This is a genomic window from Actinoplanes sp. NPDC089786 (assembly GCF_040684855.1).
In the GTDB taxonomy this organism is placed as follows: Bacteria; Actinomycetota; Actinomycetes; order Mycobacteriales; family Micromonosporaceae; genus Actinoplanes.
Window position 1 is genome coordinate 56623 of record NZ_JBFBGU010000007.1, and the last position, 21758, is coordinate 78380.

Sequence of the window (21758 nt, forward strand, 5' to 3'; positions counted from 1 at the left end):
GCGTCGTTCTTGACAGAGACCTCGCGCTCCCTAAAGTGGTTGCAGAACGCAACCGCTATGGGGGATGAGGGATGGGCCGATGCTGAGGCAGGTCGCGGAGGGTGTGCTCGTCCACCAGAGCGAGTTTCTCCAGAGCAACACCATTGTCGTGCGGGGCCTCGACGGCGTGTTGCTCATCGACCCCGGGCTGCAGGACCACGAGATGGCCTGCCTCGCGGACGACCTGTCCCGGGCCGGCCAGACCGTGGTGGCCGGGTTCTCCACGCATCCGCACTGGGACCACCTGCTCTGGCACGTCCGGCTCGGGACGGCCCCTCGTTACGGCACCGAGCGTTGCGCGGCGACCGTCCGCGAGGAGCTGTCCCACCCGGACGCGAAGGCCGACATCACCGCCCACCTGGAACCGACCGGCATCGCCGAGCAGGTCTCGCTGGACCTGTACGGGCTGATCACCGGCCTGCCCGCCGGCACGGAGCGGATCCCGTGGGACGGGCCCCGGGCACGGATCATCGAGCACCAGGCGCATTCACCGGGCCATGCGGCGGTGCTCGTCGAAGGGGTGCTCATCGCCGGCGACATGCTCTCCGACGTGTTGATCCCGATGCTCGACCTGAACGGGACCGCCGACCCGGTCGACGACTACCTCGTCGCGCTGCGCCTGCTGGAGGGCGTGGCGGGTGACGTCGAGGTCGTCGTGCCGGGTCACGGCTCGGTCGGCGGAGCCGATGAGCTGCACGCGCGGATCGAGCGGGACCGGGCCTACGTGCTCGCCCTGCGCGACGGCCGGGTTCCCGACGACCCGCGGATCGGCCCGTCGGCCAAGCCCGGCTGGGAGTGGGTCAGCGACGTGCACGACGGGCAGGCCGAGCGCCTGGCCGGACAGAACCAGGCGCGGTGAACCACTACCGTTGAGCGGTGACGTTGGGAGAGCTCGTCGAGCGGGTGGCCGGGTGGCTGGAACGGCTGATGCCGGCCGACGATCGGCGGGATCAGCTCGTTCTGGAGCTGCAGCAGCGGTTCGGGGCCGATCCGACCGAGGTGACGGCGGCCGCCTGCCGCGAGGTGGAGCGTGTCGCCTGGGCGTACAGCCGGCATCTGCTCCTGGTCTTCGAACCCGACGGGACGGATCCCGCGGACGAGGTGAGTAAGGGGTGGCCGCCGCCGGACGGCGAGGACATCAAGCGGCGCGCCGGTGGGGTCGGCGAGGTGCGGCGGCTGGCTGGCGGGACCGCGCTGATCCGGGTCGACGCGCTCGACGCGGTGGGACCGGCGCGGCCGTTCGTGGAGGCGGCCGTCACGCTGGCCGGTGGCGCCGAGCGGATCGTTCTTGATCTGCGCGGGAACGGTGGCGGTGATCCGGCGACGCTGGCGCTGATCGCGGGGCGGCTGCTGGGCGACGAGGCCACGAAGCTGTCCGAGGTGGTCTACCGGGATCGGCGGCGGCAGTGGTGGACGCCGGATCTGGCGCCGGGGACCGCCCTCACCCAGCCGGTCGCCGTGCTGGTGGGTGAGGGGACGTTCTCGTCGGGGGAAGCGCTCGCCTATCACCTTCAGGCGCGCGGGCGGGTCACCGTGGTGGGAACGCGGACGCCGGGGGCGGCCGACCACATCACCCCGATTCGGCTGGGGCCGAGCGTGCTCGGGCTGCTGCCGGAGGCGTACGTGGTCGACTCGCACACCGGGACCAACTGGGAAGGCCGCGGCGTCGTGCCCGACGTCTCCTGCCCGGCCGACGAAGCTCTCGCCGCCGCCCTCAGGCTCTAGCACCTCCGTCGACGCGCAGGACCGTGCCGGTGACGAAGGAGGCGCGGTCGCTGAGCAGCCACGCCGCCGCCTCGGCGATCTCGGACGGGTCGGCGCCCCGGCCCATCGGTGTGGCCGCGACGATGCGTTCCTGGAGGCCGGGCGACTGCCTTCCTGGGACCGCACCTGTTCGGGGTGTCCGACCTCGACGCGTTCCGGGGGCACGCCGCGCTCAAGCTCCGGGCCGCGGCCGCCCGCTACCCGGGCGATCCCGAGGTCGCCGACCTGGTCGCCGGCCTGCTCGCGGGCAGCCCGGAGTTCGCGGCCCTCTGGAACGCCCACGACGTCACGGCCGGGCCGGCGATGGTCAAGACGTTCGACCATCCGCAGGTCGGGCCGGTCACGGTCAACTGCGACCAGCTCGACATCACCGACCGCGACCAGAACGTGGTGATCTACACGGCCGAGCCGGGTTCGCCGGCCGAGGCGACGCTGCGTCTGCTGTCGGTCATCGGGACTCAACGGATGGACGTTCCCCGGTAAGCTGCCGCCTCGACGTTGGGGGGCGGTCGATGGCTGGGACGGGAGATGCCGCGCGGCGGGGGCGCCGGGAGGCCACGATGGACGCCGCGCTGCCCGAACATCGGGTCGCCTTCGCGTCGCGGTTGCGTGATCTGCGGCGGGACTGCGGGCAACCGACCTACCGCACGATGAGCGAGCTCGCGCACTGCAGTCTGGCCTCGCTCTCGGGGGCGGCCGCGGGCCGTCGTCTGCCGACCTGGGAGACCACGCGGGGGTACGTGATCGCGTGCCTCCGCCACGCCGGACGGCCGGACGATGTCGACGCCGTCCTTCCGCAGTGGCGCCGCCTGTGGGAGGACGCCTCGCTGCGGGAGAAGGCGCTGCGCGTCCCGGCCCCGGCGGCCGCTCCCCCGCCGCCGGTCCAGCGCCGGCACCGGGCCTGGTGGCCGGCCGCCGTGCTGGTCGTGGTGGCCCTGCTGGTGACCATGGCCGGGGCGAGCGCCCGGCCGCCCGCGCCGGCCCCGATGGCCGGGCTGTTCAACATCCTGGTGATGCCGTCGGCGGCGCTGCCGGCGCTGGAGAACACGCTCTCCCGGGAGTTGGAGCAGTGGGCGCGCGACGAGCCGATCGTCGCCGTACGCGGGCCCGACGGGGTTGATCCGGCCCCGTCCGCGGCGCTGGTGGACGTGGGCCGGAAGCATGGCGCCGACGTGGTCCTCAGCGGACGGCTGACCGAGGCGGGCGACCTGTGGACGATGACGATCGACGTGGTGCTGACCGAGCGGGTGTTCAGCGAGACGCCCGAGTTCGTCGGCCGCCACGAGATCAGCCTGACCGAGCCGGCCGACGTGATCGGCGGCAACGTCGAGGTCAACCGGCAGCTGGCCGGCGACGCGGTGCGCTACGTGCAGTCGGTGGTGGCGTTCGTGCGGGGGCTGGGCCGGTACGCGCTCGACGACTATCCCGGGGCCGAGCGTGACTTCCGGACGGCCGACCGGATCCGGTCCGGGATCACCGACACCGTCCGGGCCGAGGTCGTGCTGCTGATGCTCGGCAACGCGGTGGGCCGGGCCGGGCGCTACGGCGAGGCGGCGACGATCTTCCGGCGGGCGCTGGCCGAGCAGCCCGGGTACGCGCGGGCCACGGTCGGGCTGGCCGAGGCGTTGCGGGCGGGCTTCCACTCCGACCCGGCCGACCTCCGGCAGGCGATGGACCTGTACCGGGCGGCGCTCGGCCACCCGGGGAACGCGCTGCTGGAGATGAAGGCGCGGCTCGGGCTCGGGCTGACCTACCAGCGCCTCAGCATCGCCGGGCCGCCACGCTGGGCCGAGGCGGACGCCGAATTCGGGGCGGCGCTGCGGGCGTACCGCGGATCGGCCGGGCTGTCGCCGGAGGCCGGGCGGCAGTCGATGCGGCTGGCGGCGGAGGCACGGGCCGGCCAGGCGCTGTCGGCGTGGATGGCCGGGCGGAACGCGGAGGCGACGATCGGGTACGAGGAGGCGCTCGGCCTGCTGAGCCGGATCGGGGTCGACCGGCCCACGATCCGGGAGCGTGAGCTGCTGTTCCTGCGGAATCTGGGTGACGTCTACCGGGCCATGCGGGCGACCGGCCGGGCCGAGGAGATCGACGCCCGGATCCGGCGCGCCGGGGGTGAGCCGTGATCCGGCGGCGGTTCCTGTGGGCGGCGCCGGTGGTTGCCCTGGTGGCCGGCTTCGTCGTCCGGGCCGGTGGCGCCGGGACGGCCGCCGCGCCGGTGCCGCCACCGGCCGCGACCTCGGCCGGGCCGGACGCGTCACTGTCGCCCGTGGCGTCGCCCTCGGTGTCACCGGCCACGACCTCGCCGCCGCCGCGACGTCCGATCGATCGGCGGGCCGGGCCACAGCCCGGGGTGCGGCCGGGCTCGCCCACCCCCTCGTCGTCAACGGCGCCCGCGCCCGGGCCTTCGCCGTCCGCCGGGGGCACGCCGTCGCTGGACGACCTGCTGGAACGCCACGATCCGGTCCCGCCGGGCGTCGCCGAGCAGATCAGCATCTTCTCCGGCGGCGGCACGGACTGCCAGGGGATCCTGCCCGAGCCGCTGAGCGTGGGCGTGACCGACGTCCGTACCGTGCCCGGCGTACCCGTCATCTGTGTCAATGGTTTCGGCGACGCCGACCTGACCGTGACCGTCACCACGCCTTCCGGCCGCCGCAAGGTCATCACCCGCGCGGGCACGGCCGAGGGTGGCGACTCGATCCCCTACCCGCTCGGGCCCGGCAGCGAGACCGGCAAGTACCTGGTGCGCGTCGACCAGAACAAGGAGACCGCGGCCACCGAGTTCAAGGTGGAGCGGGCGACCACGCCGACGCTGTGGATCACCCCCGAGCATGTGGCCAAGGGCGAGGGCGTCGACGTCCTGCTGGGCGGCTTCCCGGCGGCCGGCCCGGTCAGCCTGCACCTCTACGTCTGCGGCCGGCAGCTCCGGTACCGCACCACGCTGACCGCCGCGGTCGATGCCACCGGCCAGGCCCGCGTGACGCTCCCCACCAGCACACGCACCCCGGACAACTGCTACGTGCTGATCAACCCGCTGGTGTACGACCCGCTCGCGCCGCGGGTCGGCAGCCTCCCGCCGCACCTGATGTTCTGGGTCGACTGAAAGACTCGAGCCGGCGTGCGGGCGGACCCGCACACCGGCTCGACCTGTCCTATCCGATCTGGCCTAGCCGATCGCGTACGCCCGGATGACCGTGATCGCCGCGGTGTTGCCGGCGCCGTCGATCAGGTGGACGCGCAGCGAGACCGCGCCCGAACCCGGGTTGGTGACCTTGATGATCCGGCTGTCACCGTCGCCGGTGACCCGGGCGGGCTGCCAGCTGTTCCCGTCGTCGGTGGAGAACTCGGCCGTGAACTGCCGGTTCGGCTTGGCCGCCGAACCCTTGGGCCGCTCCACCGTCACCGGCACGTTGAACGCGCCGGCCGGGGCCGCGTTGGTCTGGTCCAGCTTCGGGCTGAACCGTGCCGTGGACAGCGGGAGCCGGTATTCGCCGGTGCCCGAGGTGAACGTCCACGACCCGCTGACCGAGGTGGTCAGGCGGTGCGGAGCGCCGCGCGAAGCCGACATCTCCAGGCGGTACGGCTTCGCCTCGGCCGGAACCTCGAAGATCCCGTAGTCGGTGTCGCTCTCGCCGATCAACTCGTTGCCGGAGTAGAGCGCGGTCCGCGCCTTGTCCACCACCGACCAGCCGAGCTTGCCGTCGGCCTCGGAGAACAGCGGCACGCCGGCGTAGATCTCGTCGCCGAACCGTTCGGCGACGGTGATGTCGCCGCCGGTGAACGGGGCGAACGGCGCCCGGTTCCAGTCCTGCTTGTAGACCTTGCCGGCCTGATACCTGGTGTCGCCGACCGACGAACCGCTGAGGAAGTCCGCGAACTCGTTCGGGTCGGGCTGGTAGTCCTGCTCGAAGTCGGCCGACCAGGACTTCGGGCCGTCCGTGTTCAGGTATTCGTTGCGCTGGAACGGCAGGTGGAACGGGAGGCCCGCGGCCCAGCCGCCGATCTCGCCCAGGTTCGGCCAGTTGATCTTGATGCCGATCACGCCCTCGCCGGCCGCCTCCAGGTTGTAGTTGGCCTTGACCTGGGCCAGCGTGGCCGGGTCGATCTCCTTGACGAACCCGTTGTAGAACGAACCCTTGCGCAGGTACGAGGCCTCGTAGGTGTACGGGCTGTCCAGCGCGCTGCCGTCGGCGTCCAGCTTGGCGAACGCCGAGTTGATCGAGGCGGTGAAGGCGTCCGTCCGCTCGGCCCCCGGGACCTGCGCGGCGAACGTGTCGTCCTTGCTGAACGACAGGGCCGACGCGCCGGCGCCGAACTCCTCCCCGCTCCAGTCGGCGTTCAGGGCGACCAGCGCCTGGCCGGCGTCCTTCTTGGGCGGGGTGATCGCGACCGGCTTGCCACGGCGGGCGTCCAGCTTGATCGAGTCCGGGCCGTCCACCACGAGCTTCGGGGCGACCAGCATGGTGGTCGTCGAGAAGTCCTCGGGGCTGATCCAGCTGAACAGGCCGTACTCGCCCTTGGGCACGCGGGCCGTGGTGGTCGGCTCGCCGAAGACGTCGTACGAGGTGCCGTCGGTCAGCGAGACCAGCACGGTCAGGTAGCCCTCGTTGGGCGTGCCGTCCCGGCCGATGTGCTCGAAGGTGACGTCGTAGCTCTCCACCTCACGATTCACCGCGACCGGGGTCTCCACCTGGATGCCGTCGCCGGTGGCGACCACACGTCCGGTGAGGAAGCCGTCCGGGCCGTCGCCGCTGGTGTCCGCGGTGACGGTGGCCTGGGCGGTGCCGCCGGCCGGCACGGTGACCGTGGTCGTGCCGAGCGCGAACGCGTCCGACTCCGACTCGAGCGCCAGGTTCAGCGTGACCGCCGCGGCGCCGCCGTTGCGGTACGTGATGGTCTTGCTGACCGGGGTGTCGTCGCCGTGCGGCCACTCCTGGCGGCCGAAGCTGACGCTGCCCTCGTCCACCGAGACCGCCTGGTGCACGACCCGGGCCACGTCCACCCGGCCGGCCCCCTGCTCGAAGACGCTCGCGCCGGCGGTCGGCTTGGCCGCGCCCATCAGCAGCGTCTTGCGCTGCTTGGGGGACCAGCCGGGGTGCTGCTGGGTCACGATCGCGGCCGCGCCGGCCACGTGCGGGGTGGCCATCGAGGTGCCGGAGAGGCTGACGTACCCGTCGCCGGCCGGCTCGCCGATCACGCCGTTGGCCGCGCCGGCCGCGACGATGTCCACGCCGGGCGCGGTGATGTCCGGCTTGATGGCGTCGTCGCCGACCCGCGGGCCGCGGCTGGAGAAGTCGGCGATCTGGTCCTGGTCGTCGACCGCGCCGACGGTCAGGGCCGAGTCGGCGCTGCCGGGCGAGCCGACCGTGTGGTCGCCGAAGAAGCCCGAGTTGCCGGCCGCGATCACGAACAGCGCGCCGTGCGCCGCGGTCAGGTCTTCGACCGCCTGCTCCATCGGGTCGATGCTCGGGGCGTCGCCGCCGCCGAGGCTCAGGTTGACCACCGGCGCCACCTGGGCGCCCCACTGCATGCCGGCCAGGATCGCCGACTCCTCACACCAGTCCTGCTCGCACACCTTGCCGATGGCCAGCTTGGCGCCGGGCGCCACGCCCTTGTACTTGCCGCCGGACTTGGCCCCGCTGCCCGCGATGATCGAGGCGACGTGGGTGCCGTGGCCGACGTTGTCGTCCGCGGTCGGCAGGTTGGTGAAGTTCTCCGTCGCCACGATCTTGCCGGCGAAGTCGGGGTGGGTGGCGTCGATGCCGGTGTCCAGGACCGCCACCGTCACGCCGGCGCCGTCCAGGCCCTCGGCCCACGCGGTCGGCGCGCCGATCTGCGGCACGCTGACGTCGAGGTTGACCTTGCGCTTACCGTCCAGGTAGATCCGCTCGACGTTCTTGTCCTTGCGCATCGAGACCCACGAGTCGCCGCGGTCGGCCTGCGGGACATCCACGGCCAGCACGCCGACCCCGGTCAGATCGCGGGTGACGCGGGCGGTCGCGGTCGCCGGCCTGCTCTTGCTGTTCTTCGGGTACGCGAGCAGCACCGGGAGCGCGGCGTTGCCGGTGTAGCCGAAGTCCTTGAGCGCGGTCAGGTCGAACAGCCGCTGGTCGACCTTCCCGGCCCGGATCAGGGGCAGGGCGTCGGTCGGGATCACGTACCGGTGACCGTCGGTGTTCCGGCCCAGGAACCGGATCTTGTCCCGGCCGGGCCCGCGCCGCACGCTGACGCCCTTGTCGGTGAACGTGACCCGGTCGCCGGTGATGAGCGTGACGCTGGTGGTCTTGTCGTCGGTGGCGTGCTTCGGTGCCGGCGCCGCCTGTGCGGCCGCCGGGGCGACCGCGCTGAGCGCGGCGGCCGTCCCCACGGCTACCAGAGCGGCGGAAAGTCTTCTCAGGCGCATACCCAGCCTCCCCGTCGGCCGAGCCCCCTTTTGCCCGGCGCATCGATGCCGGTAACTCTCCCACAACAGCGCAACCATCCCCTGTAGACCGGATCACATCCCGTCCCTGCTGGTCATGTCCGCTTTGTTGACACGGCGTTGACGATCACGGCTGGGAGTTCGTGCACATACCCGGAAACCCGGGTCACCCCTGCAACGCGTTGGCCAGGGTGCGTTCCACCTGGTCGACGCGTTCGGCCGCCTCGGCCGCGGTGGCGCCGTGCAGCTCGATCTCGACGGCGTGGATGATGCCGCCGGCGCTGACGATCGGGTCCGGCGCGAAGAGGATGCCCCGCTCACGCAGCAGGTCGGCGGTGCCCGGGGCGTCGAGCTGGTTGTTGGCCGGGCCGGCGACCGCCGCGCAGCGCAGGACGGGCACGGTCGCCGGGGTGAGCAGGCCGCCGAGCGCGGCCGGCACGAGCACGTCGACCTCGGCCGCGAAGCACTCGGCCGGCGTCGTCCAGGTGGCGCCGTACTCCTCGGCGACCGCGCGGCGGGCCGGGTCGATGTCGCTGACGATCAGCTTGGCGTGGCGTTCGGCCAGCATCCGGACGAGATGGCTGCCGACGTGGCCGAGGCCGAGCACGGCGAAGCTACGGCCGGCCAGCTCCGGCGACCCGAAGAGGTGGGCGCAGACCGCGCGCAGGGCGGCGACGGTGCCGGCCGCGGTGCCCTCCGACGGGTCGCCCGACCTCGACGGCCGGCAGAAGACGTGCTCGGTGCGCTCGGCGATCACGTCCATGTCGGCCGGGCCGGTGCCGACGTCCGGGCCGGTGGCGTAGGCGCCGTTCAGGCTCGCGATGACGTCGCCGGCGTCCCTCAGCGCGTCGTCCCGGTCGAACGGCCCGTCCGGTGCGACGATCACGGTCTTCCCGCCGCCGTTGCGGAGGCCGGCCGTGGCGGCCTTGGTGGTCATGGCCTCGGACAGCCGCAGCGCGTCGGTCAGCCCGTCCCGCCAGTCCGGGTAGTGCTTGAGGCGGCAGCCGCCGATGGCCTGGCCCCGTTCGGTCGAGTGCACGGCGACGATGATGGTCAGGCCGGTGCGCCGGCCGCGTTCGATGACGATGCGTTCGTGATTCATGCCCTCAGTCCAGCGTCCGTTCACCTTCTCGGCGGCCGTACCGAACGAAATTCGGTTTTCGTGGCATGATCTTGGCCGTGGACGAACTTGATGCGGCGATCGTGCGCGAGTTGCAGTCGGATGCACGGTTGACCAACCGCGAACTGGCCGGCCGGGTCGGCCTCGCGCCGTCGACCTGCCTCGAGCGGGTACGCCTGCTCCGCCAGCACGGCGTGATCGGCGGCTTCCACGCCGACATCGACCTGGCCGCCCTCAACCGGCATGTCCAGGCGCTGCTGAACGTGCAGATCAGGCCGCTGAGCCGGGACGTGATCGAGGGCTTCAAGGCGTACGCGACCGCCCTGCCCGAGGTCCTCGAGGTCTTCGTGGTGGCCGGCGGCGACGACTTCCTCGTCCACGTGGCCGTGCCCAGCGTCGACGCCCTGCACGGGTTCCTGATGGACAAGTTCAGCAAGCGCCGCGAGATCGTCAGCTTCCGCAGCTCGGTGATCTACCAGCACGCCCGCAACCACGTGATCGCGGCATTGTGATGGTCGCCTTCGAGCTGGCCGTGCAGGACGCGCACGGGCTGGCGGTGGCCGCGCGCCTCGGCGTCGACCGGGTCGAGCTGTGCTCGGCACTCCCCCTCGGCGGCGTCACGCCGTCCCTCGCGCTGATCGAGGCGGCCGCGCCCGGCCCACCGGCGCACGTGCTGGTCCGGCCCCGGGCCGGCGGTTTCACCTACTCCCCCGACGAGGTCGCGCTGACGGTCTCGGACGTGCGCCACGCGGTCGCCGCCGGCGCGGCCGGGGTCGTGGTCGGCGGCCTGCGCTCGGGGGTCGTCGACCGCGACCTCGTGGCGCGGGTGGTGGACGCGGCCGGCGGGGCGGCGGTGACCTTCCACCGGGCGTTCGACGCGCTGGCCGACCCGCTGACGGCCCTCGACACGCTGGCCGCGCTGGGCGTCGCGCGGATCCTGACCTCGGGCGGGCCGGGTGCCGCGGCCGACGGGCTACCCGGCCTGGCCAAGCTGGTCGAGGCGGCGGCCGGCCGCATCGAGATCATGGCCGGCGGCGGGGTGCGGCCGGCCCTTGTCGAGGCGCTCGTGGCCACCGGCGTCGACGCCATCCACGCCTCGGCCAAGCGCGCGGTCGCCGACGCCACCGGCCTGTCGCTGGGCAGCGCGGCGTCCGGTGTGGCCACCCGAGAGACCACCGACGAGGACGAGGTTGCCCGCCTGCTGGCCGCGCTGACCGCCTGACGCGCTCGGAGTCAGGCAGTCCAGACCCAGGTCAGGCGCTCGTACCGGGGCGTGAAGCCGGCCCGGACGACGTTGCGGGCCGACGAACCGTCGGCGTACGCCTCGGTGATCAGCAGCCGGCTTCCCGCCGCCTGGGCGTCCCGGACCCGGGCCGCGATGAGCGCCGACTGCAGGCCACGGCCGCGGTAGCCGGGGCGGACGGCGCCGGAGACCAGGTGGGTCTCCTCGGCGTCGCGGTAGGCGAGCGCCGCGGCCACCATCTCGGTCCCGTCCCAGCAGGCCCACGCCTGGAAGCGCGGGTCGGCCAGCGCCGCCGTGGACAGGGCGATGTGCGGCTCGGTGGCCAGCCCGAAGGCCTCCCACGTCAGCGTGGCGCAGCGTTCGAACGACGGAGGATCGACCAGGCCGGTACGCAGCGCGGCGCCGGCGTCCGACGGCGAGAGCGGCGGCCGTCCGGAGTAGGCGATCACCCGGGACCCGAGGGTCATCCCGTGCTTGGCGACGATCGGCTCGACATCCCCGTTCTCGAACCGCGGCATGACGAACTCGGCCCGGCGTACCCCGCGGTCCCGGAAGTGGGCGACGATCTCCTCGATCAGGTCGGCCGTGGGCGGCGTCTCGAAGCCGACCGCCCGGCACCAGAAGCCGGCCGCCGTGACCGGTGTGCTGATCACGGTGATCCCGCCGATGGTGGTGACCTCGATGTCGTAGCGGCGGCGCAGCGACGACGGCGTGGCGAGCATCGACACGGTGGCGACCTTGGCCAGCGACTGCTCCAGCATCAGGCGGTCCACAGCCAGGTCTGGCGTTCGTACTGCGGGACGAAGCCGGCCCGTATCAGGTTGCGGGCCGAGACGTTGTAGCCGTCCGGCGCCGTGCCCGTCTCCACGACGATCACGGGGCAGCCGGCCTCCTGGGCGGCGGCCATCCGGGCCGCGATGATCGCCGCCTGCGCGCCTCGTCCGCGGTGGGCCGGGACGGTGGCGCCCGAGAACAGATGGGCGGCCTCGGGATGCAGCCGCACCAGGCCGGTGGCCACGATCTCGTCGCGATCCCAGCAGGCGTACGCGCGGAAGTGCGGTTGCGACAGGGCGGCCACGGTCAGGTCGATGTTGGCCGGGGTGCTCATGCCGAACACGCCCCACATCACCGCCGACCACTGCTCGGCCTCGGCCGGCGTCACCAGCGCCGTGCGCAGGCCGGGCGGGTCGGCGGGAACCTCGAACGGCGCGTGTACGGCCAGCTTGAGGCTTCCGCCGCCCTCGGTCAGGCCGTACTTGTCGGCGATCGGCGCCCACTCGTCGGTCCGGGCCTGCGGCGGGATGATCAGCCGGGCCTGGGCGACGCCGCGGGCGCGGTAGTGCTCGATGATCTCGCCGATCAGGTCGGCCGTGGGCGGCGTCTCGAAGCCGACCGCCTGGCACCAGAACGACATGTCGGGGCCGGGCCGGCTGAGCACCGCCACCCCGCCGATGGTGATCCCCTCGAGGCCGTACCGGTGGCGCTGTTCCGGTGATGAGGCGTTCACCAGGTCGAGGAAGGCGTGGGCCTCGGATTGTTCGAACACACCTCAAGAGACGCGACGGAGGCGGCCACGTTCACGTGATCACCGACACAGACGGTGAACGGGCGTGCCCGGGAGAAGCTGACGCGCGCCACGCCGAATGACCGGGTAGCGGGGCTATTTGTCCGCATTGGACTAGCTTGTGATCATGACCGAGCTGGTCTCCACCAGGGTGGCCGTGCCCGCTGTGCTGGGCCGGGCGCGAGACCACCTCCTCGCGCGGCAGGACCGGGCCGGCTGGTGGCGCGGCCTGCTCGAGACCAACGTGACGACCGACGCCGAAGACCTGCTGCTGCGCGAGATCATCGGCCTCCGGCGGCCGGACGACACCGCCGCCACCGCCGCCTGGATCCGGTCCCGCCAGCGCCCGGACGGCACCTGGGCGACCTTCCCCGGCGGGCCACCGGACCTGTCCACCAGCGTCGAGGCGTACCTGGCCCTGCGCCTGGCCGGCGACCCGCCGGAGGCGCCGCACCTGACCCGCGCCGCCACCTGGATCCGCGCCAACGGCGGCCTCGGCGGCACCCGCGTGATCACCCGCTTCTGGCTGGCCATGGTCGGCCTGTGGAGCTGGGACGCGCTGCCGGCGCTGCCACCCGAGCTGATCCTGCTGCCGCGATGGGCGCCGCTCAACGTCTACGACTGGGCGTCGTGGGCGCGGCAGACGATCGTGCCGCTGTCGGTGATCCGGGCCTACCGCCCGGTGCACCGGCTGCCCGTCGACCTGGCCGAGCTCGGCGGCCGGGTCCCGAAGGCGTCCCGGCGGGTGCTGGGACCGCTGCGCCGGGTGGCTCTGCGCCGCTGCTGGGACTGGATCCTGGACCGGCAGGAGGCGGACGGTTCATGGGGTGGCAGCCGGCCGCCGTGGGCGTACTCGATCCTCGCCCTGCCGGCCGGCCATCCCGCGCGGGAGCGGGCCATCGCCAACCTCGACCGGTTCACCGTACGCGGCGCGGCCGGCCGCTGGGTGGAGGCGTGCCAGTCGCCGGTGCGGGACACCGTGCTCGCGGTCGTCGCGCTCACCGACGCCCGGGTGCCGGGCGACCATCCGGCGCTCGCCACGGCCGCCGACTGGATCCTGGCCGAGGAGGTCCGGCGCACCGGGGACTGGGCCGTGCGCCGGCCGTACGCCCGCGCCGGGGGCTGGTCGTTCGAGTTCGAGAACGACGTCTATCCGGACACCGACGACACCGCCGCGGCCGTGCTGGCGCTGCTGCGGGCGCGGACCGTCCGCAACGCCCGCCGGGTGGACGCCGCGGTCCGGCGCGGCTGCGACTGGCTGATCGCGATGCAGTCGGCCGACGGCGGCTGGGGCGCGTTCGACGCCGACAACACCAGCCGGTTGCCGGGCGCGCTGCCGTTCGCCGACGTCGGCGCGGTGATCGACCCGCCCTCGGCCGACGTCACCGCGCACGTGGTCGAGGCGCTCTGCCACGGCGGCGCGGGCGGCACCACGGCGCTCCGGCGCGGCGTCGACTGGCTGCTGCGCGAGCAGGAGGCGGACGGTTCCTGGTTCGGCCGGTGGGGCGTCAACCATGTGTACGGTACGGGCGCCGCCCTGCCCGCCCTGGCCGCCGCCCGCACGGCCGCCGGCGGCGACCGCGGCGACCGCATCGACGAGGCCGTCGCCCGGGGCGTTGCCTGGCTGACCGCCTGCCAGCAGCCGGACGGCGGCTGGGGCGAGGACCCGCGCTCCTACCGCGACCGCTCCTGGATCGGGCGTGGCCCGGCCACCCCGTCGCAGACCGCGTGGGGCCTGCTGGGCCTGCTGGCCGGTCGCGCGAGCCCCGAGGCGATGGCCCGGGCCGCCGGCTGGCTGGCCGAGCACCAGCGGGCCGACGGTGGCTGGGACGAGCCGCAGCACACCGGCACCGCCGTCCCCGGCGACCTCTACGTCAGCCACCACCTGCACCGCGTGGTCTTCCCGATCAGCGCGCTCGGCCGCTACGCGAGCCTTGGTCCCGGCGACTGATCTTCTCGTCCCGAAGATCAGATCCCGGCGGCCCGGCCGGCCTTCTCAGATCCCGTCGGCCCAGTCGGCGAGGACGCTCAGCACCGGGGCCCGGCCGGTGAACCGGCCGGCCATGTCGCGGGGGTCGTAGCTGTAGCCGTTGCTGGTGGCCGTCTCGCCCGCCGCGGCCACCATGCGCGGCGCGAGCCAGAAGAACTTGGCCGCGCCCGTCACCCGGATCGCCCGGCGCACCACGTCGGGGGCCACCGTGCCGCGCATGCCGCGCACGTACGCGTCGGTCACCGTCGCCAGAACCTCGTCCAGCCGGGCCACGTCGATCAGCCCGTCGAAGAACGCGTCCAGGGCGAGGTTGGCCGCGTCCTCGCCGATCGCCCCCGGGCCGACGAACGTCCAGTCCAGCAGGACCGGCCCGCGTGGCGCGCCGATCAGGTTCAGCGACCACACATCGTGGTGACACATCGTCTGCGGCAGCGCCCGCGACGCCGCCAGCACGTCGTGCCGCCGCTCCCACAAGCGCCGCAGCCCCGCGCGCAAGGCCGGCGGCCAGGCCGACGTGACCAGCGGATGATCCCAGTCCAGGGTGTCCGGGACCGGCTGGGCCAGGGTGCCGTCGGTCAGGAAGTTCCGGGGCATCCACGCCGCGTCGAACGGCGGGATCCCGGTCCAGCGCGCCTGGGCCACCCCCAGCCGGTACGCGATGTCGCCCAGCTCGGCGGCGCCCCACTTCAGGCCGGTCTCGCCGGCCACGTCCTCCAGCCACATCGCGACCGAACCGTCCGCCCGGTCCCGCACCGCGAGGCACTCCGGCGCGGACAGCCCGCCCTCGGCGAACAACGTTCCCGGCACGCCCGCCTCGTACGCGCACGGCTCCCGCCGCCAGTAGTTGAAGTGCCCCGGGTCGGCACTGGCCGCCATGTGCGCGGCCGCGCCGTCCCGCCTCGGCGTCGCCACCTTGAGGATGGCCGGCCCGTCGTCACGCACCACCCGCCAGACCCCGCCGGTGGTCTCGTTGGCCGAGCCGTGCTCCAGCTCCTCCGCGGCCCAGCCGTCGCGAACCAGATCGTCCGGAACCTTCATGCCGGGAAATCTAGCCGCGCTCGGGGCCCGGACGTAGTTGAGTGGGCCCGATGGACAGATCTTTGTACGCACATGCGCTCCGGTCGCACCGGCTCGACGCCGACGCCCCGCTGCCTCGTGACGGCTATCCGTTCCCTGATCAGGACGCGCATCCCCGGCTGTGGGTGACGCCCCGGCCGGCGGATCCCCGGCTCGAAGGCGTGGACGTCGCGGCGGCCCTGGACCGGCACCTCGCCGAGAAGTCGTTCCACGGGCTCAACGTCCCGCGTTATCGCAACGACCACATCGCGGCCGCGGCGCTGCGGGGTGACCGGGAGCTGGTGCGGTCGGCCGGGCGACGGCTGGTGCGGCACGGGACCGACCGGTGTGACGTCACGGTCGGGCTGGCGCTGCTCGCGGCGGACGACGCGGCGGAGGACGTTCCGCTGATCCAGACCATCGGGCTGCTGTCGGATCACTTCGGCGGGCTGGCCGCCGAGGCGCTGAGCCGCCGGCCCGGCGCCGAGCGATCGCTGCTCTGGCTGGCGCAACGGTCCGCCGGGTGGGGCCGGGTGCACGTGATCGACGCGATCTGCCGCCTCGGCGTCGGCGAGTCGCGCGACTGGCTGCTGCGCCACGCCTGCCAGAAGGGCGACTACCTCGCGGGCCACTACGCCTACCGGGTCGCGACCGCGGCGCATCTGCACGAGGCGATCACCCGGGACGACGCGGACGACGCGCTGGTCGATCACACGGGACGGCTGCTGAGGGCCATGACCGAGTTGCCGGGGATGGGACCTGCGTTGGCCGACTACCCGCCGGGGGCCGCCGTCATGGAGGCTTGGGCCGGGCACGTGGCGCGGCGGCCGTCCCACGCCGCAGGCCCGGACGAATTAGGCTCGCGCTCATGACCGACAGCGACTGGCGGGACGGCGAATTCCGACAGCGCCGGCCCTCCGCGGAGACCCTCGCCTGGGTTGCGGCGTCGATGGGCCGGGGCAGTCGCGTCGTCGGCCATCGCCGACTGACCGGTGGCGTCTGCTCCGCCGTGCATCGGCTGACGGTCGAGCGACGCGGAGTGCGGACGTTCGTCGTCCTGCGGCAGTACCCGGGCGGGCTTGACCTGCGAGGGAGCCTGGCGAAGGAGATCGCCAACCTTGGTGTGGTGGCGGGAAGCGGGCTCCCGGTCCCGAACGTCCTGGCTGCTGATGTCGCTGGTGCTTCGACCGGTGGCGCGCCATCGTTGCTGATGACACGGTTGCCGGGGCATGTTCAGCTCAGCCCGGCCGACCCGCGGTCGTGGCTGACGAAGATCGCGGAGCTTGCTGTACTGCTGCATTCCCTCGATCTCCCCGCGAAGACCTTCAGACCGTGGACGGACTCCTGGATCGCTCCTCGAGACGGGTTCCAGGTGCCGGTCGACGCGTCGAAGCCGGCTGTGTGGAAGGCGGCGTTCGGTGTCATGGCGGCGCCGCCACCGAAGGACACCGCCGTCTTTCTGCACTGCGATCTTCTGCCCGTCAACCTGCTGTGGTCACGCGGGAAGATCACCGGACTGACCGACTGGAACTCCATCCATCGGGGGCCGCGCGCGCTTGACGTCGGGCACTGCCGGCGATACCTGGCGGCGCTCTACTCGCCCGACTGGTCGGAGCAGCTCCGGTCGCTGTACGAGTCGATCGCCGGGGTGACTCTCGATCCGTGGTGGGACCTGTACGCCCTGCTGCACTACGACGACAGCGGGCCGAAGTGGATCAGCGGCCAGGTCGCGGGGCGCCGTCCCGTCGATGTGCCCGGCATGACCGCCCGGGTCGAGGCCGCTGTCGAGACAGCGCTACGGCGCCTCGGATAAGGTCGATACCCCGCTAGAGGGTGGTCCAGAACTCGGCCATCCGCCGCTGGGCGACCGTTCCCCGCTGTGAGTTGCGCACCTCGTCGAGCAGGGCGAAGCGGCGGTTGCGGAGCTGGTCGACGATCTCGATCACCGGCGTACGCAGGACCGCGAACAACGCCCCGGCCAGCGGCGACGCGTACGAGATGAGTTCCCGGGCCGGCGCCGGATCGGTGGCCGGGCCGACCGTGCCGGTCAGGCGAAGGCCATAGCGGCGCAGGTCGGCCAGGGCCTTCTCGACGCGGGGGCGGTCGCCCTCGTGGATCGCCAGCTCGACCGTGCCGCAGAACTCGCGGAAGCGGCGCGCCTGGCGGCTCTGGCGTACCTCCAGCGCGATCGTCAGGCACTCGTCGCGGCTGCCGGCGCGCTGGATGATCGCGTCGGCCACCATCGGCAGCGGGGACGGCATCGCCTCGAAGCGCAGGGCGCGGTTCAGGTCCTCGTCGCGGGCGCGTTCGAGCTTCTCCAGGTCGCGGACGACCAGTTCAGCGAAGGAGCGCCGGGACGCCTCCTTGACCGCCGCGTCGATCACGCCGGCCCGGATGCTGTCGCTCCGGTAGACGCAGCCGTAGCGATCGGCCAACAGCAGATAGAACATCGCCCGGGCCAGCAGGGCGCCCCCGGCGGACCGGGCCGATGTCCGTGGCCGGGTCGGGCGGGCCCGTTCCGCCCGGCGGATGTCGTGCGAGGACCCGTCCAGGAAGCCGTGCAGCCTCGCATTGAAGTAAGCGCCTCGCGACGTCCGGTAGGCCACGCGCGGAATGCCGGCCACCTCGGCCAGGAGGTCGTCCCGGCCGACGCCGTCACCCAGCGCCTCGGCCACCTCGTTGAACTCGGCCGCCCGCAACGCTTCGTGCCGGGCCAGGTCCAGCAGGCAGTCCTTCGCCCGCTCCCCGAGCCGGACCTCAGCGGCCGGGTCGAAGAGCCCGAACGTGCCCAGGTCGAGCGAGAAGCCCTCGCCGACGACGATCCGATCGTGCAGGACGAGGCACTCCAGCATCGCGCTGGTGGCGTGGCCGATGGCGGGAAGGCCGTAGTGCCGGGCCAGCGCCGCCTCGCCCCGTTCGCCGGTCAGGAAGATCCGCGCCAGCTGATAGGTGGTCTCGTCGAACAGGGCGCCGGTCAGAGCCGGGAACGGCGCCGCCTGGAGCATGGCCGGCCACTCGTCGGGGATCGACACCTCGGGCGGGAGCGCGAAATCCTCATCGGACGGTTCGGGCATCCGCCCATCGTGCTGCATCCCGGCCGGAGGCGGCAAACACCGCCAGGACCCCGCCGCGCGGCTCCACGGCCTCGTCGAGCATCAGCCGGGCGATGGTGGCCCGCGGTGCTCCGGCCGGAAAGAACTGCCGTCGCATCGAAGCTGGCGGCCGCAGCGTGACGCGGGTGTCGTCGGGCTTGTCGGACAACGGCCCGCTGTGCACCACCGTGCCGCCCGCGTCGAGGATCGCGGTGTCCGCGGTGACCTTGTCGCCGTACTCGGCGCCGAAGCCGACCCGGAGAATCCGCCGGGTGAACGCGCTCACGGAGGCCGCCGACGGGCCGGTGCCCATCGCGCCCAGCCAGATGATGTGCCGGGGCTTCGCTGCGATGACGGCTCGGGCGCCGGCGGTCAGCGTGCCGGCCTCGGAGCGCCGGGTCACGCCGAGCGCGGAGATCACCACGTCGTCGGGGCCGATGACCTCACTCAGACCGGCGTGCACGTCCGCGCCGAGCGAACGGGCGAGGGCGCGCACCTCCAGGCCACGATCTTCTGCCTGGCGTACGAGCTGACGGCCGGTCCCGCCGGTCGCGCCGAGGATCACGACCGCCATCAGCCGGCCTCGGCCAGGGCGTCGCGCGCCGGACCGTGCACGCCCGGCGCGGCGGCCAGGATCGAGTCGGCGTGCGGCGTCCACGGCTCGCCGCCGATCGTGGTCACGACGCCGCCGGCCTCGCTGATCAGCAGGGCCCCGGTGGCCACGCCGGGCAGGACCGTCTCGTACTGCCAGAAGCCGTCCATCTGGCCGGCCGCGACCAGCAGCATCGGGAAGGTCGACGGGACGGTGGCGCGGACCAGGAACGCCCGGTCCAGCATGGTGGTGATCGAGCGGCCGATCCGTTCGTACGTCCGGGTCTGTCCGGCCTCGGCCTGGCCGGTGCCGACCACCGCGATCTCCAGCCCCCGCTTGGCCGAGACGGCGAGCTTGCGGCCGTTGAGCCACGCGCCGTGCCCGCGCCGGGCGGTGTAGGTGAGGTCGCCGACCGGCTGCCGGAACACCGCGAAGGCGACCTGCCCGTCCTCGACCAGCGCGATGCTCACGCCCCACTCGGCCAGCCCGTGCACGTGGTTGACGCTGCCCTCGGCGTTGTCGACGACCCACCACGCGCCGTCGCCGGGGAGCGTGTCCCCGGCGAACCCGACGTCGGGGCGCAACGCGGCCAGCGCGTCCCGCACCTGGGCCACCTGCTCGTTGCGCTCGGCCGCCACCAGCATCTGCGGCAGGTCGGCGGGGCGGGCGTCGGGCGACCAGACCGCCAGCAACCGGTCGCCGGCCGCCGTCGCGACCTTCGTGACTTCCTCGATCAGATCCATGCGTACGACGCTAGGAACGTTCCGTCCATGAGTCCAATGCATGTTGTTGATGGGACGCATTACCCTCGATCATGTGGATCTCAACCTGCTGGTCGGCCTGGACGCCCTGCTCGAGCAGCGCAGCGTGCAGGGCGCGGCCACCCAGCTCCACCTGACCCAGCCCGCGGTGAGCCGCATCCTCGGCCGGCTCCGGGCCGCCACCGGCGACGCGATCCTGGTCCGCAGCGGGCGTGAGATGGTGCCGACCGCGCGTGCCCTCGCGCTCCGGGACGAGGTCCGCGACCTGGTCACCAGGGCCCAGGTGGTGCTGGCCCCGTCGCACCGGCTCGACCTGGCCGGGCTGGAGCGAACCTTCACCATCCGGTGCCACGACGCGCTGCTGACCTCGGTGGCCCCGGGCGTGGTCGGCGCGGTCGCCGCGGCGGCCCCGGGCGTGCGGCTGCGGCTGCTGGGCGAGCGCCCCTCGGACGACCGCGACCTCAGCCGCGGCGAGGTCGACATCGAGGTGGGCGGGCCGCCGGCCACGGACGGTTCGATCGTCAGCCGTACGGTCGGCACCGACGAGATGGTCCTGGTGCTGCGGCGGGGCCACCCGATCGACGTCGCCCGCCCGTCGGCCGAGCAGATCGCCGAGGCGCCGCACGTCGCGGTGTCCCGCCGCGGCCGCGGGTACGGCCCGGTCGACGACGTGCTCAAGTCCCTCAACCTCGAACGGCACGTGCTGGCGACCGTGCCCACCGTGGCCGCCGCCCTGGCCGTGGTGGCCGGATCGGAGGCGGTCACCGTGCTGCCGCGCCGGCTCAGTGACCCGATCGGGCCACGGTTGCGCGCGCGGCCCCTCCCGTGGCGGCTGCCCTCGGAGCCGGCGGCGGTCAGCTGGCACCGGCGTCACGACGCCGACCCGGCGCACACCTGGCTGCGCGAGCTGGTGGCGTCGACGCTCGCCGCGAGGCTGGGCCAGAGCCCTCAGAACCCGATCGGCAGCCCGGCGTAGTTCTCGGCCAGGCCCGCCGCCCCGGCCTCGCTGCCGGTGACCCAGCGCAACTGGGAGAGCTGGAGCTGGGCGTCGAACGGGTCGTCGCCGATGTGCAGCATGGTGGTCATCCACCAGGAGAAGTGGGTGCAGCGCCAGACCCGCCGGGACGCGTCGTCGCCGTACCGGTCGGCCAGGGCCGGGTCGTTGTTCCTGAGCAGGGCGGTCAGCGCGGGCGCGAGCAGGGCGACGTCGGCGATGGCCAGGTTGAGGCCCTTGGCGCCGGTCGGCGGGACGATGTGCGCGGCGTCGCCGGCCAGGAAGAGCCGGCCGTACCGCATGGGGGTCTGCACGAAGCTGCGCATCGGCAGGACGCTCTTGTCGGTGACCGGGCCGGGGGTCAGCTTCCAGCCGTCCTGGCCGTGGCCGAGCCGGGTCGCCAGCTCGTCCCAGATCCGCTGGTCGGACCAGTCGCCGGCGGACGTGCCGTTGGGCACCTGCAGGTAGAGGCGGCTGACCGACGGCGACCGCATCGAGTGCAGGGCGAAGCCGTGCGGGTGCCAGGCGTAGATCAACTCGTCGGTGGACGGCGCCACGTCGGCCAGGATGCCCAGCCACGAGTACGGGTACGTGCGCTCCCACGTCGTCGCCACCGAAGCGGGGACGACGGCACGGCTGGGCCCGAACGAGCCGTCACAGCCGGCGATCGCGGACGCGTCGATCCGGCCCGGCCGCCCCTCGGCGTCGAGGTAGGTCACGTACGGGGCGGATGAGTCCACGTTGCGCACCTGGACGTCGCTCACCTCGTACACCACGGAAGCGGTGTTGGCGTTGACCAGGTCCTTCTGCACCTCGGTCTGGCCGTAGACCCAGACCGACCGTCCGATGAGATCGACGAAGTCGAGGTGGTGCCGCTCCCCCGGCCACTGCAGGTAGATGCCTCGGTGCGGGAAACCCTCGGCGCGCAGCCGGTCGCCGAGGCCGGCCGACGTGAGCAGGTCGACCGAGGACTGTTCGAGGATGCCGGCCCGGATCCGGGACGCGACGTACTCCTGCGACCGGGTCTCCAGCACGACGGCGTCGACATCGGCCCGGCGGAGCAGGTGGGCGAGCAGCATGCCGGCCGGTCCCGCGCCGATGATGGCGACCTGGGTACGCATCCCG

At 73.2% G+C, this 21758-nt stretch carries 20 protein-coding genes and 1 pseudogene; 11 read left to right on the forward strand and 10 right to left on the reverse strand.

The window, feature by feature from the left end:
* The first annotated feature begins 79 nt into the window (after positions 1 to 79).
* Positions 80 to 898: an MBL fold metallo-hydrolase gene (locus AB0O15_RS22190; RefSeq protein ID WP_364321467.1), complete on the forward strand. Its 819-nt coding sequence runs from the start codon at positions 80 to 82 to the stop codon at positions 896 to 898.
* A 17-nt stretch (positions 899 to 915) separates the two neighbouring features.
* A complete protein-coding gene (locus AB0O15_RS22195) occupies positions 916 to 1764 on the forward strand; it encodes a S41 family peptidase (protein WP_364321470.1) in 849 nt (282 codons plus the stop codon).
* Here the strand turns inward: AB0O15_RS22195 and AB0O15_RS22200 are convergent.
* Positions 1754 to 1879: pseudogene (locus AB0O15_RS22200) on the reverse strand (SDR family oxidoreductase); the annotation flags it as partial. The gene AB0O15_RS22195 and the pseudogene AB0O15_RS22200 sit on opposite strands and share 11 nt — an antisense overlap.
* 59 nt (positions 1880 to 1938) lie before the next feature.
* Here AB0O15_RS22200 and AB0O15_RS22205 point away from each other — a divergent pair.
* The 3 genes from AB0O15_RS22205 to AB0O15_RS22215 are packed head-to-tail and all read left to right on the forward strand — an operon-like array spanning position 1939 to position 4903.
* Positions 1939 to 2286: a hypothetical protein gene (locus AB0O15_RS22205; RefSeq protein ID WP_364321473.1), complete on the forward strand. Its 348-nt coding sequence runs from the start codon at positions 1939 to 1941 to the stop codon at positions 2284 to 2286.
* A 29-nt stretch (positions 2287 to 2315) separates the two neighbouring features.
* Complete coding sequence (locus AB0O15_RS22210) at positions 2316 to 3926, forward strand: hypothetical protein (protein ID WP_364321475.1); 1611 nt, start codon at positions 2316 to 2318, stop codon at positions 3924 to 3926.
* A complete protein-coding gene (locus tag AB0O15_RS22215) occupies positions 3923 to 4903 on the forward strand; it encodes a hypothetical protein (RefSeq protein WP_364321478.1) in 981 nt (326 codons plus the stop codon). Before AB0O15_RS22210 ends, AB0O15_RS22215 begins: the two co-directional genes overlap by 4 nt.
* A 63-nt stretch (positions 4904 to 4966) precedes the next feature.
* Here the strand turns inward: AB0O15_RS22215 and AB0O15_RS22220 are convergent, their stop codons facing one another.
* Together AB0O15_RS22220 and AB0O15_RS22225 are read right to left on the reverse strand one after the other, a co-directional pair.
* The gene (locus tag AB0O15_RS22220; RefSeq protein WP_364321481.1) at positions 4967 to 8203 is read right to left on the reverse strand and encodes a S8 family peptidase; all 3237 of its coding nucleotides are present in this window, start codon (positions 8201 to 8203) and stop codon (positions 4967 to 4969) included.
* 184 nt (positions 8204 to 8387) lie between these two features.
* Positions 8388 to 9323, reverse strand: a complete 936-nt coding sequence (locus tag AB0O15_RS22225) for a Glu/Leu/Phe/Val dehydrogenase dimerization domain-containing protein (protein WP_364321484.1) — start codon at positions 9321 to 9323, stop codon at positions 8388 to 8390.
* 77 nt (positions 9324 to 9400) lie between these two features.
* Here AB0O15_RS22225 and AB0O15_RS22230 point away from each other — a divergent pair, with 77 nt between their 5' ends.
* The gene (locus AB0O15_RS22230) at positions 9401 to 9853 is read left to right on the forward strand and encodes an Lrp/AsnC family transcriptional regulator (RefSeq protein WP_364321487.1); all 453 of its coding nucleotides are present in this window, start codon (positions 9401 to 9403) and stop codon (positions 9851 to 9853) included.
* Positions 9853 to 10563: a copper homeostasis protein CutC gene (locus tag AB0O15_RS22235; RefSeq protein WP_364322112.1), complete on the forward strand. Its 711-nt coding sequence runs from the start codon at positions 9853 to 9855 to the stop codon at positions 10561 to 10563. Before AB0O15_RS22230 ends, AB0O15_RS22235 begins: the two co-directional genes overlap by 1 nt.
* Before the next feature lie 11 nt (positions 10564 to 10574).
* Here the strand turns inward: AB0O15_RS22235 and AB0O15_RS22240 are convergent, their stop codons facing one another.
* Together AB0O15_RS22240 and AB0O15_RS22245 are read right to left on the reverse strand one after the other, a co-directional pair.
* Positions 10575 to 11345, reverse strand: a complete 771-nt coding sequence (locus AB0O15_RS22240) for a GNAT family N-acetyltransferase (protein WP_364321490.1) — start codon at positions 11343 to 11345, stop codon at positions 10575 to 10577.
* Positions 11345 to 12130, reverse strand: coding sequence for a GNAT family N-acetyltransferase (locus AB0O15_RS22245; protein ID WP_364321493.1), 786 nt, complete (start codon positions 12128 to 12130; stop codon positions 11345 to 11347). Before AB0O15_RS22245 ends, AB0O15_RS22240 begins: the two co-directional genes overlap by 1 nt.
* Before the next feature lie 145 nt (positions 12131 to 12275).
* On the opposite strand from AB0O15_RS22245, the gene AB0O15_RS22250 reads away from it, so the two are divergent.
* Positions 12276 to 14099, forward strand: coding sequence for a prenyltransferase/squalene oxidase repeat-containing protein (locus AB0O15_RS22250; RefSeq protein ID WP_364321496.1), 1824 nt, complete (start codon positions 12276 to 12278; stop codon positions 14097 to 14099).
* A gap of 45 nt (positions 14100 to 14144) precedes the next feature.
* On the opposite strand, the gene AB0O15_RS22255 is transcribed toward AB0O15_RS22250, so the two are convergent.
* Positions 14145 to 15176: an aminoglycoside phosphotransferase gene (locus tag AB0O15_RS22255; protein ID WP_364321499.1), complete on the reverse strand. Its 1032-nt coding sequence runs from the start codon at positions 15174 to 15176 to the stop codon at positions 14145 to 14147.
* Positions 15177 to 15226: 50 nt separating this feature from the next.
* On the opposite strand from AB0O15_RS22255, the gene AB0O15_RS22260 reads away from it, so the two are divergent.
* Positions 15227 to 16066, forward strand: a complete 840-nt coding sequence (locus tag AB0O15_RS22260; protein WP_364321502.1) for a hypothetical protein — start codon at positions 15227 to 15229, stop codon at positions 16064 to 16066.
* Complete coding sequence (locus AB0O15_RS22265) at positions 16063 to 17007, forward strand: aminoglycoside phosphotransferase family protein (RefSeq protein WP_364321505.1); 945 nt, start codon at positions 16063 to 16065, stop codon at positions 17005 to 17007. The genes AB0O15_RS22260 and AB0O15_RS22265 overlap by 4 nt, the downstream gene beginning before the upstream one ends.
* A 13-nt stretch (positions 17008 to 17020) precedes the next feature.
* Here AB0O15_RS22265 and AB0O15_RS22270 read toward each other — a convergent pair whose 3' ends face one another.
* Genes AB0O15_RS22270 through AB0O15_RS22280 form a run of 3 tightly spaced genes read right to left on the reverse strand, consistent with a single transcriptional unit; the run spans position 17021 to position 19621 of the window.
* Positions 17021 to 18268 carry a hypothetical protein gene (locus AB0O15_RS22270; RefSeq protein ID WP_364321508.1) on the reverse strand — a complete coding sequence of 416 codons (1248 nt, stop codon included), beginning with the start codon at positions 18266 to 18268 and terminating at the stop codon, positions 17021 to 17023.
* Positions 18249 to 18860: an NAD(P)H-binding protein gene (locus tag AB0O15_RS22275; RefSeq protein ID WP_364321510.1), complete on the reverse strand. Its 612-nt coding sequence runs from the start codon at positions 18858 to 18860 to the stop codon at positions 18249 to 18251. The genes AB0O15_RS22270 and AB0O15_RS22275 overlap by 20 nt, the downstream gene beginning before the upstream one ends.
* Positions 18860 to 19621, reverse strand: coding sequence for an inositol monophosphatase family protein (locus AB0O15_RS22280; protein ID WP_364321513.1), 762 nt, complete (start codon positions 19619 to 19621; stop codon positions 18860 to 18862). The genes AB0O15_RS22275 and AB0O15_RS22280 overlap by 1 nt, the downstream gene beginning before the upstream one ends.
* Before the next feature lie 73 nt (positions 19622 to 19694).
* Here AB0O15_RS22280 and AB0O15_RS22285 point away from each other — a divergent pair, with 73 nt between their 5' ends.
* On the forward strand, positions 19695 to 20615 hold the full coding sequence (locus tag AB0O15_RS22285; protein ID WP_364321516.1) for a LysR family transcriptional regulator: 921 nt from the start codon (positions 19695 to 19697) through the stop codon (positions 20613 to 20615).
* Here the strand turns inward: AB0O15_RS22285 and AB0O15_RS22290 are convergent.
* Positions 20588 to 21754 (reverse strand): 4-hydroxybenzoate 3-monooxygenase, encoded by a 1167-nt coding sequence (locus tag AB0O15_RS22290; protein ID WP_364321519.1) that lies wholly within the window; start codon positions 21752 to 21754, stop codon positions 20588 to 20590. The genes AB0O15_RS22285 and AB0O15_RS22290 overlap by 28 nt on opposite strands.
* Positions 21755 to 21758: the final 4 nt, after the last annotated feature.